At 37.8% G+C, this 13631-nt stretch carries 14 protein-coding genes; 9 read left to right on the top strand and 5 right to left on the bottom strand.

The genetic code is table 11. The annotated features are described in order from the left end of the window. Positions 1 to 13 precede the first annotated feature (13 nt). The 3 genes from FLJC2902T_RS16085 to FLJC2902T_RS13045 are packed head-to-tail and all read left to right on the top strand — an operon-like array spanning position 14 to position 3554. Complete coding sequence (locus FLJC2902T_RS16085) at positions 14 to 1030, top strand: GNAT family N-acetyltransferase (RefSeq protein WP_023580282.1); 1017 nt, start codon at positions 14 to 16, stop codon at positions 1028 to 1030. Beyond that, a complete protein-coding gene (gene pseI, locus FLJC2902T_RS13050) occupies positions 1027 to 2064 on the top strand; it encodes a pseudaminic acid synthase (protein WP_051364408.1) in 1038 nt (345 codons plus the stop codon). The genes FLJC2902T_RS16085 and pseI overlap by 4 nt, the downstream gene beginning before the upstream one ends. A gap of 14 nt (positions 2065 to 2078) precedes the next feature. After that, on the top strand, positions 2079 to 3554 hold the full coding sequence (locus FLJC2902T_RS13045) for a capsular polysaccharide export protein, LipB/KpsS family (protein ID WP_023580280.1): 1476 nt from the start codon (positions 2079 to 2081) through the stop codon (positions 3552 to 3554). A 23-nt stretch (positions 3555 to 3577) separates the two neighbouring features. Here the strand turns inward: FLJC2902T_RS13045 and FLJC2902T_RS15935 are convergent, their stop codons facing one another. Further along, positions 3578 to 4585: a glycosyltransferase family 2 protein gene (locus FLJC2902T_RS15935; RefSeq protein WP_162147691.1), complete on the bottom strand. Its 1008-nt coding sequence runs from the start codon at positions 4583 to 4585 to the stop codon at positions 3578 to 3580. Between the two features lie 115 nt (positions 4586 to 4700). On the opposite strand from FLJC2902T_RS15935, the gene FLJC2902T_RS13035 reads away from it, so the two are divergent. Together FLJC2902T_RS13035 and FLJC2902T_RS13030 are read left to right on the top strand one after the other, a co-directional pair. Continuing rightward, positions 4701 to 5567 carry a hypothetical protein gene (locus tag FLJC2902T_RS13035; protein WP_023580278.1) on the top strand — a complete coding sequence of 289 codons (867 nt, stop codon included), beginning with the start codon at positions 4701 to 4703 and terminating at the stop codon, positions 5565 to 5567. Position 5568: 1 nt separating this feature from the next. Next, positions 5569 to 6357, top strand: coding sequence for a glycosyltransferase family 2 protein (locus FLJC2902T_RS13030; RefSeq protein WP_023580277.1), 789 nt, complete (start codon positions 5569 to 5571; stop codon positions 6355 to 6357). A gap of 1 nt (position 6358) precedes the next feature. On the opposite strand, the gene FLJC2902T_RS13025 is transcribed toward FLJC2902T_RS13030, so the two are convergent. Next, positions 6359 to 7114 carry a glycosyltransferase family 2 protein gene (locus tag FLJC2902T_RS13025; protein ID WP_023580276.1) on the bottom strand — a complete coding sequence of 252 codons (756 nt, stop codon included), beginning with the start codon at positions 7112 to 7114 and terminating at the stop codon, positions 6359 to 6361. Between the two features lie 79 nt (positions 7115 to 7193). On the opposite strand from FLJC2902T_RS13025, the gene FLJC2902T_RS13020 reads away from it, so the two are divergent. After that, positions 7194 to 7904: a polysaccharide deacetylase family protein gene (locus FLJC2902T_RS13020; protein WP_023580275.1), complete on the top strand. Its 711-nt coding sequence runs from the start codon at positions 7194 to 7196 to the stop codon at positions 7902 to 7904. Here the strand turns inward: FLJC2902T_RS13020 and FLJC2902T_RS13015 are convergent. Continuing rightward, positions 7896 to 8633 (bottom strand): glycosyltransferase family 2 protein, encoded by a 738-nt coding sequence (locus FLJC2902T_RS13015; RefSeq protein ID WP_023580274.1) that lies wholly within the window; start codon positions 8631 to 8633, stop codon positions 7896 to 7898. The two genes, FLJC2902T_RS13020 and FLJC2902T_RS13015, sit on opposite strands and share 9 nt — an antisense overlap. 54 nt (positions 8634 to 8687) lie before the next feature. On the opposite strand from FLJC2902T_RS13015, the gene FLJC2902T_RS13010 reads away from it, so the two are divergent. Further along, the gene (locus FLJC2902T_RS13010) at positions 8688 to 9506 is read left to right on the top strand and encodes a glycosyltransferase family 2 protein (RefSeq protein WP_023580273.1); all 819 of its coding nucleotides are present in this window, start codon (positions 8688 to 8690) and stop codon (positions 9504 to 9506) included. An 81-nt stretch (positions 9507 to 9587) separates the two neighbouring features. Here the strand turns inward: FLJC2902T_RS13010 and FLJC2902T_RS13005 are convergent, their stop codons facing one another. Beyond that, on the bottom strand, positions 9588 to 10649 hold the full coding sequence (locus FLJC2902T_RS13005) for a glycosyltransferase family 9 protein (protein WP_023580272.1): 1062 nt from the start codon (positions 10647 to 10649) through the stop codon (positions 9588 to 9590). 64 nt (positions 10650 to 10713) lie between these two features. On the opposite strand from FLJC2902T_RS13005, the gene FLJC2902T_RS13000 reads away from it, so the two are divergent. Then, positions 10714 to 11472: a lipopolysaccharide kinase InaA family protein gene (locus tag FLJC2902T_RS13000; protein WP_023580271.1), complete on the top strand. Its 759-nt coding sequence runs from the start codon at positions 10714 to 10716 to the stop codon at positions 11470 to 11472. 127 nt (positions 11473 to 11599) lie between these two features. On the opposite strand, the gene FLJC2902T_RS12995 is transcribed toward FLJC2902T_RS13000, so the two are convergent. Then, positions 11600 to 12415 carry a 2,3,4,5-tetrahydropyridine-2,6-dicarboxylate N-succinyltransferase gene (locus FLJC2902T_RS12995; RefSeq protein WP_023580270.1) on the bottom strand — a complete coding sequence of 272 codons (816 nt, stop codon included), beginning with the start codon at positions 12413 to 12415 and terminating at the stop codon, positions 11600 to 11602. A gap of 368 nt (positions 12416 to 12783) precedes the next feature. On the opposite strand from FLJC2902T_RS12995, the gene FLJC2902T_RS12990 reads away from it, so the two are divergent. Then, positions 12784 to 13524, top strand: coding sequence for a class I SAM-dependent methyltransferase (locus FLJC2902T_RS12990; protein ID WP_023580268.1), 741 nt, complete (start codon positions 12784 to 12786; stop codon positions 13522 to 13524). The last annotated feature ends 107 nt before the right edge of the window (positions 13525 to 13631 follow it).

Here is a 13631-nt window from a genome sequence, read left to right as displayed (position 1 = left end):
AAATATAGTTCCGATGCGCACATACAAATGTTTAGATACCAATGTTTTCAAAATTAATTCGTTCCATATCGAACCGATTCGGGATGAGGATAAATATGAAATCCTGAAGATCAGAAACGAGCAATTGTACCATTTAAGGCAATCGGAGACATTAACAACCGAAAAGCAGGAAAACTATTTTGCTACGGTTGTTGCAGGACTTTTTGAGACAGAAAAACCCAATCAGTTATTGTTTTCTTTTTTTCATGAGGATCAGTTTGTAGGTTATGGCGGTTTGGTGCATATCAACTGGATAGATAAAAATGCCGAAATCTCCTTCATCATGAAAACGGACCTAGAAAAGGCCTTTTTTGCCGAATTCTGGTCGAATTACCTGAGTCTGATTGAAAGAGTGGCTTTCGAAGGATTAAATTTTCATAAGATATTTACGTACGCGTTTGATTTACGTCCGCACCTGTATGATGTGCTTTTGAATTGCGGATTCACTGAAGATGCCCGATTGAAAGAACATTGTTTCTTTGACGGAAAGTACCTGGATGTTCTTATTCATTCGAAAGTAAATAACAATATTTTATTCCGGAAAGCAACGGAAAACGATGTCGAACTGTATTATAATTGGGCTAACGATCCCACGGTAAGAAGCAATTCGTATTCTTCGGAAAGTATTCCGTACGAGAATCATGTAAACTGGTTTAAGTCGAAACTGAAAGACGAGAATTGTTATATGTTCCTCTTTCAGAACCATGATAATCAGAATATCGGGCAGGTGCGCATTCAGAAAACAGACAATACTTCGGCGATAATCGGAATTTCCACCGATGAAAATCACAGAGGAAAAGGCTATGCGGCCAAAATGATAGCATTATCTTCCGATGCATTTTTAACAAAAAATCCTGAAATTTGCATCAGTGCTTACATCAAATTAGATAATCCCGCTTCGTCAAAAGCTTTTGAAAAGGCTGGTTTTTCGATGCTGGAAATGCTTAAATATGAAAACATTGACAGTTTTCATTATATAAAACGACTATGATAATAGACAACTATAAAATAGATTCACAATCACCGGTTTTTATCATTGCAGAACTTTCAGCCAACCACAACGGGAGTCTGGAAACTGCGTTGGAAACCGTAAGAGCCGCAAAACGCGCTGGTGCCGATTGTATTAAACTGCAAACGTATACGGCAGATACAATTACGCTCGATTCCGATAAGGAAGATTTTGTAATCAAAGGGACTATATGGGACGGAAAAAAACTGCATTCCCTTTATCAGGAAGCCTATACGCCTTGGGAATGGCATGCGGAAATATATAAAGTAGCCAAAGAGGAAGGCCTAATCTGTTTTTCATCTCCGTTTGATAAAACAGCGGTGGATTTATTGGAAGATTTGAACTCCCCTGCGTATAAAATTGCGTCTTTTGAAATTACCGACATTCCATTGATTGAATATGTGGCTTCGAAAGGAAAACCGATCATTATTTCTACCGGAATTGCGCAACAGGAAGACATCGAACTGGCTTTAGATGCGTGCCGAAGAATGGGGAATAATGATATTGCGCTTTTAAAATGCACGTCGAGTTATCCGGCACCAATCGAAGAAGCGAACATGATTATGGTGAAAGATTTGACCGAGCGCTATAACGTTATCAGCGGACTTTCCGATCATACTATGGGAAGCACAGTGCCAATTGTGGCAACGGTTTTCGGAGCAAGAATCATTGAAAAACACTTTATTTTAGACCGCGCCATTGGAGGTCCGGATGCATCTTTTTCAATGAATGAAGAAGAATTTACCGCAATGGTAAAAGCAGTTCGCGAAGCTGAAAAAGCAATCGGTGTGGTAGATTATACATTAACCGAAAAACAGGCGAAAGGAAAAGATTTCAGTCGTTCTTTGTACATTGCCGAGGATATGAAAGCCGGAGAGGTATTTACCGCGCTTAATTTGCGTTCTGTACGCCCTGGTTTTGGGTTGCATCCTAAATATTTGAATGAATTATTGGGGAAAAAAGCCAAAACGGATTTAGAAAAGGGAACTCCAATGAAACTTGATTTTGCAGAATAATTTAAAATGTACCAATGATACATATCGACAGCATACGGGACAAAACAGTTCTTGTACAAACCACATACCATCCGGCACCGCATCTTGAAACCGAGATGGAAATTGTGGAGCATTTGCTTCAGCAGGGAAACAGAGTGTACTGGCTGATTTGTAATGCCGATTTTAAAGTGTGCTTCAATAATCCTGAACATAAAAAAATGGATTGTGAGGTGTGTTTTTCCAGGGTTAATAAGGGGGTTAACTTTATAAAAAAGAAGATTGAAAATGCACATAACCTACACGTTATTCTATATAGCTCGTTTCTGAAACAATCCGATTTTAAAAAAAGTTTTGTACCTAAATCAGATTTTACAGATATTTCCGAACTAAAAGCGTTCCGATATAAAAATTATGATTCCGGAATGGCAACTGCTTCGTCGTTGGTTTCTTTTACCCGAAATCATGAACCGTATGTTACCGACTACAAGGATTTTATAGAACGGGGATTGTTTACCGGGGCTTATCTGTATGAAGCTTTTCAGATGATTATTGAGGAGGTCAAACCCGATTTAGTGGTGCTTTTCAACGGAAGATTTATCGAGAACCGCCCGGTGTTGCGCGTTTGTCAGGAAAAGAAAATTGATTATGCAACACACGAACGTGGCGGAAAAATAGATTCGTTTCTGTTTCGTGTAAATTCCATTCCGCATTCCATAGAAACAGTCAGTGAAGAAATGGAAAGACTTTGGAAGCAGGCCATCGGAAACAAGGAAGAAATAGGGGAAACTTTTTATACGAACAGAATCCAACGAGTGGAAGATGCTTGGTATTCGTTTACCAAAGAACAGCAAGAAGGAAGGCTTCCGGAAAGTTTTAAACATAATTCAGGTAAGAAAGTAATCACTATTTTTAATTCTTCGTTGGATGAGTATGAAGGATTGGAAGGTTTCGGGCCTTATTTTTATTCCAATGATAATGAAGGAATTCGTCAGATTTGTGAGGCTTTGGAAAACAATACCGATGTTAAACTCTATTTGCGGGTTCATCCCAATTTGAAAGGACTGGATAACAGTCAGAATCAGTTTTTAAGAGATGTTATTGGGAAATACAAATCGGTTGAGATAATTCCGGCCGAAGATAGTGTTGATACTTATGCATTAATCAACAAGAGTGATATCATTGTTGTTTTCGGTTCAACTGTTGGTGCCGAAGCGGCTTTTGCAGGTAAGAATGTGGTTTTGTTGGGAAGAGCAGCTTACGAGCGTTTAGACTGTTTTGTGATTCCGAAAAACCATGCGGAATTGATGACTATTTTAACTGATGATTCGTATGAATTTCCTAAAATAAAGCATGAAGATACGCTTAAATACGGATTTTGGAATGAAAGTTTCGGATATAAATATAAGAACTATTCCCCCATTAATCTGGGAAAAGGAAGTTATAAAGGAAAACAAATCAAGGCAAATTTCATTATTCGGGAATTGCGGAGATTCATCAATAAAAAAAGATAGCTCAGCTATCTTTTTTATTTTCATTACCCTGTAATGCATTTAAAGAAAAGTATCGTTTTGTCTAAGAATTTGATCTGTCTGAACAAGTCCTTTTCTTCATTTTTAAGATAATTAAAAAAAGACATATTGTGTTTTTTTGCATTTCTCACTGTTCGTAAAAGCACACTGTCAATCTGTTTTTTTAATAAAACCTTATCAAAATTACCAAGTTTTTCATTTTGAGAAATAATAAATTTCGAGGCTTTTATCGTATTCTTTATTTCTTCGGGAGTGAGTTTGCGCTTCATGGTCAGCGCATTTAGGTAAACATCAACATTCGTATCCGAGCTGTCTATTCCAAACTGTTTCAGCATATTGCTTTTCACAGCTCTTACAGAACGGTTAACATTTTCTATTTTGGTTTTACTGATGTTTGAATCGTGTTGTCTGTATCTAAGTAACGATTCCTGGACGATATGAAAATTAGTGGTAAAAATCATTCGGCTCCATAAATCATAATCCTCTACGGGAACATACTGATTTTCAAATCGATGTTCTTTCAAGGCAGATTTTCGTACCATCACGGTAGGATTTCCGATGCTGCAACTGCTTAAAAAAGATATTTTGATCTTATCGTGATTTTCCGGCTGTTTAACCGTTTTGTTCTTTTTTCCTCCAAAAAAAGTAAACCAGGTTCCGCAAACTCCAACTTCAGGATTGGTATTCAAAACCTGAACCTGTTTTTCAAATCGGGTGGGTAATGCAATATCATCCGCATCCATTAAGGCAATATATTCTCCTTTTGCCAGTGAAAAACCTTCATTTCTCAAATTGGCCGGCCCCACATTACTCTCCTTTATAATAGTTCTTATTCGGGAATCTTTCTCCTGATAACGTTCGATAATTGCTTGAGTGCTATCGGTGGAATTGTCGTTCAGGATCAGTAATTCAAAATCGGTAAATGTTTGATTTAAAATACTTTCAATTGTTTCTGAAAGAAATTTTTCACCATTAAAAACCGGCATTATAACAGAAAGAAGAGGGCTTTGCATGCGAACTGTCATTAAATTATTTTGTCAAAGATATTACTATTCTGCCGAAACTTGTTAATGATGTTCTGAAATCCACCGGTAAAGATTATTATATTTGTCAGTTAAATAGAGTAAGATGAATAAAATTCAGGTTGGTTTTTTGGTGTCCTATGATTATGAACTTCTGAAAAATGCAATTCCGCCCATTTATAAAGAATCTGATACCATTTTTCTGGCTGTCGATAAGAACCGTAAAACATGGAAAGGTGAAATTTTTTCAATTGATCCAATGTTTTTTGAATGGATAAAAAAAATTGATACGGATAAAAAGATAGTTATCTATGAAGAAGATTTTTATCAGCCACAGTTAACAGCGATGGAATGTGAAGTTCGCGAACGTAAAATGCTGGCGAATGAAATGGGTATCGGTAATTGGATAATTCAGCTGGATGCCGACGAATATTTTATCGATTTCAAAAATTTTGTAACTTATTTAAAATCTCAAAACAAGTTTTTGAAACATCCGGAAAAACATCCGGTACAGATTTCCCCTTTTTTAATCAATCTCTATAAAAGACTCGAAAATGGTATTCTGTATGTAAATGAAGCCAGTAAAGTAATGGCTGTTACTAATTATCCCGATTATAAATTCGGGCGTAATACCAAAGCAAGAATAATTTATCATGATTCGGTAATCCTGCACGAATGTTTGTCCCGAACGAAAGAAGAATTGATTCAGAAATTCAGTAACTGGGGACACGATGTTGATGTTAATATCGATTCTTTCATTAAAAAATGGGAGACCGTGAACGATACCAATTACCATACAATGAGTGATTTCTTTTATTTGGAGCCTCATAAGTGGAAAACACTAGAGTTTATTAAGGCCGATACATTTTCGGATATCCTTACTAACATCGAAAAGACAGACAAAATAAGGCCTTCAGCTTTTTTTATATGGAAAAAGAACTTTGGGCAGTGGTTTAAGCATTTATTTAAATAAAATGAAAACAGCTTTATTAATTTCTACATACAATTGGCCGGCAGCACTGAATGTTGTGCTTAAAAGTGTTTTGTCGCAATCGGTTATGCCGGATGAAATTCTTATCGCTGATGATGGCTCAAAAGAAGAAACAAAATTACTAATCGAATCGTATCAGAGAAAATGCCCGGTTTCCATTAAACATTTTTGGCAGGAAGATCACGGTTTCCGAAAATCCAGAATCCTAAATAAGGCAGTTGCGGGTACCGATGCCGATTATATTATTCAGGTGGACGGTGATTGTATTCTTCACTCAAAATTTGTGGAAGACCACATTAAAGCCCGAGTGAAAGAAGCTTATTTATACGGAGCCCGAGTGAACATTCTGCCGAATCATGTTAGTGAGGTGTTGGAAAAAGGAATAGTTTCGTTTAATTACTTTTCAAAGGAAATTAAAAATAAATCCAGAGCGTTACATATTCCTTTCTTGGCTTCGCTTTATAAAATGCATGAATCGTATTCGGATAAATTCCGGGGATGTAACGTGTCTTTCTGGAGAAAAGATTTTATCGAAATCAACGGTTATAACGAGGATTATGAAGGTTGGGGCAGGGAAGATTCCGATTTGGTCATCCGAATGGGGAATAAAGGTGTAAAGGCTAAAAGGCTTCGCTATGCCGGTATCGTTTTCCATATTCACCACAAAATCAATTCAAGAGATAATTTCGATAAAAACGATGAAATGCAAAATCAGACCATTGCCAATAAAGTGGTTTGGACAGAAAACGGAATCGATAAATACCTGAAATAAACTATTCGAGTTTACGGTACATCATCCACAACTGCAGGTATCTTTTGAAAACTGAAAAGGCGTGTACATAAGCCAGCATAAAGCCTTCTTTACCGTCTAAAAAACCTAATCGATAAATGTATTGCCAGAAAAAGCGGTACTTCGGACGTATGAAAAAATGATAGGCGTTAGGTCTTTTATTCTTAAGATAAAGAGTTTCCGCCTGAAGTTTACTGTATAAATTGAGCTTGTTGTTGTAATTGTCGAAACTTTTGTAGCTGTAATGGTTAACCCGCTCTTTTAAATAGCCTACTTTACCATTGGCAGCCACAACTTCATGAACCAGATTTCCGTTGTACTGGCAATATTTTTTGTTGAAAACCCGAATTGCCTTGTCGGATTGCCAACCGCCGTACTTAATGTGTTTTCCCATGAAGTGGAAATTTCGTTTGGCATAATAGGCAACAAAGTCGGATGCGGAACCGGTTACTGTTTGGATTTCAGTTTTTAATTTTGGGGTGACAATTTCATCTAAATCGAAGAAAACAATCCAGTCGTTTTTGGCTTGACTGATAGCGAAATTACGCTGATTGGAAAAATTATCAAATTCTCTTTGAATCACCGTTACTCCTAGACTTTTGGCGATTTCGACCGTTTTATCGGTGCTGTAGGAGTCGACAAAAATAATTTCATCAGCAAAAGACAAACTTTCAACATACTGTTTTACGTTTTCTTCTTCGTTTAAAGTAATTGCTAATGCCGTTATTTTTGATTCCAAATTATTTGGGAGTGTATTTTGGTGGATATAGCAGCAAATGTAATAATTTTACAATTATTTACTAATATAAAATAACGAAATGACACGATTACCGATTTTAATGTATCACAACGTTTCTAATGATGAGAAAAACTGTAGCGGACTTACGATTGCTGCTGCAAAATTAGAACAGCAGTTTCGTTATCTGGCCGAGAATAATTATTCCAGTTTTCACCTGTCGGAATTAGAAAATAAAAACCAGGTGGCTAAAAAAAGTATCGTTATAACTTTTGATGATGTTACTGAAAACCAATTGCTTTATGCTGTGCCTTTATTGGAAAAGTACAATCTGAAAGCAACATTTTTCATTCCTTTTGCCTATGTGGGTAAAAGCGATGAATGGAATAAGGGCAGCGAAAAAATCATGAATTTCGAACAATTGCGAAATCTTCCAGATACAATTGAATTGGGATTGCATTCCTACTCCCATAAAAAATATGCAACCCTTTCCGAAGCAGAAATCAATGCCGATTTCGAGAAATGTTATAAAAGCATTGAGGAAAACAATCTTAAGGTATACAGTGCGGTTGCTTATCCTTACGGGGATTATCCTAAAAACGAGCCTGGAAAATCAAAATTCAAAACGGTTCTAAGCCGGAACGATATTAAAATGGGATTACGAATCGGCAATAAAATAAATAAATTTCCTTTTAAAAACCCGTTTGAAATTATGCGGATTGACATAAAAGGAGAGGACAGTCTGCTGAAATTCAAATTGAAACTGCGCTTCGGGAAACTGAAATTATTTTAATCCTTTCTGAATCAGAATCATCTTCGCGTAACGGGAAAAAACGCCATAGGCATTCACACTTGCCAGCGCCAGTCCGGGAACGCCGTCCATAAAACCGCGTTTCAGGATATACGATGAAAAAAAACGGTAGAAAGGCTTGAAGAACAAATGGAAATAGGTCGCTTTTTTTTCTTTCTGAATTGAAGTGTTGGCCTGAAACCACGCATAGGAATCTTTCTTCTGTAAAAGGTGAAACAAGCCTTTATAGGTATAATGAATCATGAAATTTTTCAGCGTTCCGATGCTTCCCTCCACATGCAGTTTTTCGTGAACATCACCTGTGAAATTTATGTTTTTGTTTTTAACCAATCGGACCACCTTATCCACTTTGTGATACAGGAAACGATTCATGTAAAAGTGAGGAAAGCAAATTTTGTAACCCGAATGTTTTTCGTTTCGGATTGCCGAGAGGATTTCAAACTTCAGTTTTTGTGTAACACGCTCATCAGCGTCAAGAAATAATATCCAGTCTCCGTTTGCTGAGGCGATCGCGTGGTTCTTTTGGCTTGAAAAGTTGTCGAATTTCCGCTCTAAAACCTTGCAGCCAAGACTAATAGCTTTCTCTTTTGTTCCGTCTTTGCTGAAGGAGTCAATCACAATGATTTCATCAGCAAAATCAACCGATTTTACAGCATCTTCAATATAATCAATCTCATTATAAGTGGGGATAATAACCGAAAGCGTACTCATTATTTCATTTTAGGGAAAACAAATTTAACAAAATTAGGTTACCTTTGCAGCATTATGCAAAAGAATATTTCAGTTGTAATCAGTACTTACAATTCACCCGAATGGCTCAAAAAAGTAATTTGGGGATACAATACGCAAACTTACCGCAATTTCGAAATGGTTATTGCCGACGATGGTTCGAGAAAAGACACTTTTGACCTGATTGAAGAGATGAAAAAAGAGGTGTTTTATCCGATTATTCACGTTTGGCATGAAGATAACGGTTTTCAGAAATCGCAAATCCTGAACAAAGCCATTTTAGCCTGTACGACCGATTATATCATGATGTCGGATGGTGATTGCATTCCGCGTCCCGATTTTGTGGAACAGCATATTAAATTCAGGGAAGAAGGTTATTTTCTTTCCGGCGGTTACCATAAGTTGCCGATGGACCTTTCAAAAAACATTACCAAAGACGATATTTATTCCGGAAATTGTTTCGACATGGAATGGTTGAAAAAACACGGAATGAAAGCATCGTTTAAAAACAATAAAGTGGATGCGATAGGATTAAAAAGCTGGTTCATGAATTTGCTGACACCTACCACGCCAAGCTGGAACGGGCATAACGCTTCGGGCTGGAAAAAAGATATTGTAGCCATCAATGGTTTCGATGAACGCATGCAATACGGTGGTCAGGACAGGGAATTGGGTGAGCGCCTTGTGAATTACGGAATCAAACCCAAGCAAATCCGTTACAGTACGGTTTGTCTGCATTTAGATCATCCCCGCGGTTATGCTACTCCGGAATCTATAAACAAGAATTTAAATATCCGAAAGGAAACCAAGGAACAAAAGAAAAAATGGACCGATTTCGGAATCGTAAAGAAGTAGTTGGCAGTAATCAGTGTTCAGTCAGATTATAAAAACAAAAGCTCCAAATTCAATTTTTGGAGCTTTTTTATTAGTCTAATCTTATAAATTGTTTTTCAGGAAAGAATCCAATTCCGGTAAAATCATTTCCGGAGTGAGTTGTTTGTAAAGTTCGTCCGGGTTTTTCTCAATTTTTTTGCGTTCTTCAAATGTGAAGCTGTCAAACAGATCGGGCTTCATTTCCAGTAAATGTACCGAGTGATGAAATTTTCCGTCTTCAAAACTCGCCCAATGATCTTTGTTTACATACGGAGAGAAAATCGTAAATGTTGGTTTGTTCAAGGCTTTTGCTATATGAACAGTTCCGCCTTCATTGGAAACCAAAGCGTCACATTGTGCCATTAGTTTGATAAAATCACGAATGCTGGGCGCATAAATATCAAGAATGATGTTTTCTTTCGCTTTGCACATCTCATAGATTTTCATCGCTTCTTCCTTCTGATGCGGTGCATAATTGAAGAGAATGTTCACGTCGAATTTCTCAGCTATAAAATCTACCATTTCGGCCACATATTCATAGGGCATCGACTTCTGTGGTGTGCTTCCCAATACCCCCAAAACGATTACTTTTTTGTTGGCATATTTTCCTAACCAGTCTTCTTTTTTCTCATCTTCCGATAAAAAGATTTTCGGTTCATAATCTATCGGCTCGAAACTTCCCGCCTGACTCAACAGATGGATACGGTCTTCGATGGCCTTACCGCAGATTTTTGTTTTCTCTTTTGATATCTCAACCGGATGTGTGTAATACCCTAAATTACCAAATTTCTTCCGGCTTTTATGGCCGACGGTTTGCTTGGCTCCGGAGAATTTGCATATAATGCGACTTTGTGTTTTGGAATACGGATCGAAAATAATATCGTATTTTTCTTTTTGTATCTGACGGATCAGTTTCAGTAAAACCGAAAACTTTTTCAGTTCCTTGTCGTTAATCGAAATGATTTTATCAATGTTGGGATTGTTTAGAATCACACCGTGCGTAAAGTCATACGCCAGAAAATGCACTTCGCTGTCAGGATATTTCGCCTTAAAGTTATTCGCAATCACCGAACTGATTAGTACGTCGCCAATTCGTTTATTCTGTATGATTAAAATCTTCTTCATAAAAGTAATTCTTGGTGCAAAGTACTATTTTTTATACTTTTAAACCAAAATATTATTTACCTCAGTGAGAATTACCATCCATCCGAAATACGCAGCGCAGGAACAAGCTATACTCCAGTTGGTTACCACTTTTTTTGAAGAAGGCAACCTGATTGTAAAAGGATCCCGCAATACCATAAAATCAAATAGGCTGGGTGAGGAGAAGGTAAATATCAAATATTTCAGGAAACCCGGAGCGTTAAAATCGGTTATTTATTCCTTTTTCCGAAGTACCAAAGCCAAACGTTCCTATGATTATGCCAACTATTTACTGCAGTATAACATTCCGACACCTTTTCCAATCGCCTATATTGAAGAGCGAAACGGTTTGGGACTATTGGGCGACAGCTATTATGTAAGCCAGCAAATCGATTATGATTTCACTATTCGCGAGTTAATTCACGATCCCTTATTCCCCGAACGAAATATCATTTTGGAGCAATTCGCCGAGTTTACCTTCAAAATGCATGAGGCAAATGTGAATTTCCTCGATCATTCCCCTGGAAATACGCTGATTATCAAAAAAGGAGCTGGGCAATATGAGTTCTATCTGATTGATTTAAACCGAATGAAATTCGAACCGATGTCCATCGAAGCCCGAATGGATAATTTCAAGAAAATGTGGCTGTCGAAAACCATGGTTAAAGTCATCGCCAAAAAATATGCTCAATTAAGCAGTCAGCCGGAAGAAAAATTGCACGCTATCCTTTTGGAAAAAACATTGGATTTCAAACGGAAAATCACCAAAAAGAAATGGTTAAAGCGCAAACTGAAAAGAAAATAAAAAAATCCGGAATATTTCCGGATTTTTTTATCTGTAAACTGAGACTGTAAACTGAGACTGTAAACTGAGACTGTAAACTGAGACTGTAAACTGAGACTGTAAACTGAGACTGTAAACTGCGACTAAATTAAACTGCTACATCATATTCACGTAACGCATTATTCAACGATGTTTTCAAATCTGTTGAAGGTTTGCGTTTTCCGATGATTAAAGCACACGGAACCTGGAATTCTCCCGCAGCAAATTTCTTAGTATAACTACCCGGAATTACCACAGAACGTGCCGGAACAATCCCTTTCATTTCAACCGGCTCGTCACCTGTAACGTCAATAATTTTTGTGGATGCCGTCAAACATACATTCGCGCCTAAAACCGCTTCGGTTTCCACACGAACGCCTTCCACAACAATACAACGCGAACCGATAAATGCGCCATCTTCAATGATAACCGGAGCTGCCTGTAACGGTTCTAAAACCCCGCCGATTCCAACACCGCCGCTCAAGTGAACGTTTTTACCAATCTGTGCACAGCTTCCAACGGTTGCCCAAGTGTCCACCATCGTACCTTCATCTACATACGCACCGATGTTTACGTAACTCGGCATCAAAATCACTCCGCTTGAAATGTATGCTCCATAACGCGCTACCGCATTCGGAACCACACGGATACCTTTCTCTGCATAACCGCGTTTCAATAACATTTTATCGTGGTATTCGAAAATACCCGCTTCCCAAGTTTCCATTTTCTGAATCGGGAAGTACATTACTACCGCTTTCTTTACCCATTCGTTCACTTGCCATCCCCCTTCAACCGGTTCTGCAACACGCAATTTTCCTGAATCCAGCAATTCGATTACCTCACGGATCGCTTTAGTAGTTGTTTCTTCCTGTAATAAGGCGCGGTTTTCCCAAGCCTGTTCTATTATTGGTTGTAAATTATTCATAGAATTTTATTTTGCACAAAGATAAAGCATTTAGCGGAAAGTCTAAAAGTTGTAATCCGAATGTCACAAGGCCAAAACCGATTGTTATATTTTAAATGACATAATTTTTGGTTTTTGGAGCGTCCCGATAGCTATCGGGAGGCTTGGTCTTTATTTGCAATCCATTTTCCTGCTGTCCGCTTTATCTTTTGTTCCGCAAAGGCTCCACAAAAGGATACCGCTCCCATCAGGGCTAGGGGATATTCCATTTGAACTTCTGTTACCACACCTAACTGGTTTTTAAAACCTGTCAGCGATGAAGAACCTGTTATGATTCAAAACACTGTCAGGTGTAAAAAATGTCGTAAATTGAAGGAAATTAGAAGAATATGAAAGATTACTTTTCAGGGAATTCTGCCGGCTATTCCCAATTTCGTCCACAGTACCCCGATGAAATGATCCGGCAAATCATTTCGCATTTAAAAGGTAACGAAACAGCGCTGGATGTCGCTACGGGAAACGGTCAGCTGGCTTCAAAACTGGCCGAGTATTTCCAAAAGGTATATGCAACCGATATCAGTGAAAACCAATTGAAGCAGGCTCCCAAGATTTCCAATGTCATTTATATAAAAATGCCGGCAGAGCGTACTGATTTCAGGGCTGAGAAATTCGATCTCATTGCCGTGGCACAGGCGATCCATTGGTTTGATTTTGATGCTTTTTACAAGGAAATCTATCGGATACTGAAACCTGATGGTGTTTTTGCGGTAATCGGTTACGGGCTATTTTCCACCAATGAAGATTCTGATAAAATAGTGTGGCGATTGTATGAGGATATCGTAGGTCCTTATTGGAATCCCGAACGGCAATATCTTACCGATGAATATCAGACGATTCCGTTTCCATTGGAAGAGATTGGGAATGAAAAATATACACAAACGTACACTTGGACCTTCGAGCAGTTAATCGGCTATCTGGAAACCTGGTCAGCAACAGCGAATTATAAAAAAGCGAACAACAACGAAAATCCGATTGCACTGGTTTATGATGAATTAAAAGCGTCTTGGGAAAATGGGGATAAGAAAGTTGCTTTTCCGATGTTTTTGAGAGTAGGGAAATTAATAACTTAAAAGGTTCCGGTCTTCAAAAAAGTTTCCAAATTCCAAATCCTTCAAACCCCCAAATTATCAAACCCCAAATCTTTCAAATAACCAAATCAACAAATAACCAAATCACC

Source organism: Flavobacterium limnosediminis JC2902 (genome assembly GCF_000498535.1).
Taxonomy (GTDB): domain Bacteria; phylum Bacteroidota; class Bacteroidia; order Flavobacteriales; family Flavobacteriaceae; genus Flavobacterium; species Flavobacterium limnosediminis.
Note: the sequence above shows the minus strand (reverse complement) of the source record. Positions and strands in the feature narration are given on the sequence as shown.

Bases quoted from the DNA above. Each gene is read 5' to 3' on its own strand.
- FLJC2902T_RS13045 (WP_023580280.1), top strand. From the start codon at position 2,079: ATGATACATATCGACAGCATACGGGACAAAACAGTTCTTGTACAAACC.
- FLJC2902T_RS16085 (WP_023580282.1), top strand. From the start codon at position 14: ATGCGCACATACAAATGTTTAGATACCAATGTTTTCAAAATTAATTCG.
- FLJC2902T_RS13015 (WP_023580274.1), bottom strand. From the start codon at position 8,633: ATGAGTACGCTTTCGGTTATTATCCCCACTTATAATGAGATTGATTAT.
- FLJC2902T_RS13010 (WP_023580273.1), top strand. From the start codon at position 8,688: ATGCAAAAGAATATTTCAGTTGTAATCAGTACTTACAATTCACCCGAA.
- FLJC2902T_RS13030 (WP_023580277.1), top strand. From the start codon at position 5,569: ATGAAAACAGCTTTATTAATTTCTACATACAATTGGCCGGCAGCACTG.
- FLJC2902T_RS12990 (WP_023580268.1), top strand. From the start codon at position 12,784: ATGAAAGATTACTTTTCAGGGAATTCTGCCGGCTATTCCCAATTTCGT.
- FLJC2902T_RS13035 (WP_023580278.1), top strand. From the start codon at position 4,701: ATGAATAAAATTCAGGTTGGTTTTTTGGTGTCCTATGATTATGAACTT.
- pseI (WP_051364408.1), top strand. From the start codon at position 1,027: ATGATAATAGACAACTATAAAATAGATTCACAATCACCGGTTTTTATC.
- FLJC2902T_RS13005 (WP_023580272.1), bottom strand. From the start codon at position 10,649: ATGAAGAAGATTTTAATCATACAGAATAAACGAATTGGCGACGTACTA.
- FLJC2902T_RS15935 (WP_162147691.1), bottom strand. From the start codon at position 4,585: ATGCAAAGCCCTCTTCTTTCTGTTATAATGCCGGTTTTTAATGGTGAA.
- FLJC2902T_RS12995 (WP_023580270.1), bottom strand. From the start codon at position 12,415: ATGAATAATTTACAACCAATAATAGAACAGGCTTGGGAAAACCGCGCC.
- FLJC2902T_RS13020 (WP_023580275.1), top strand. From the start codon at position 7,194: ATGACACGATTACCGATTTTAATGTATCACAACGTTTCTAATGATGAG.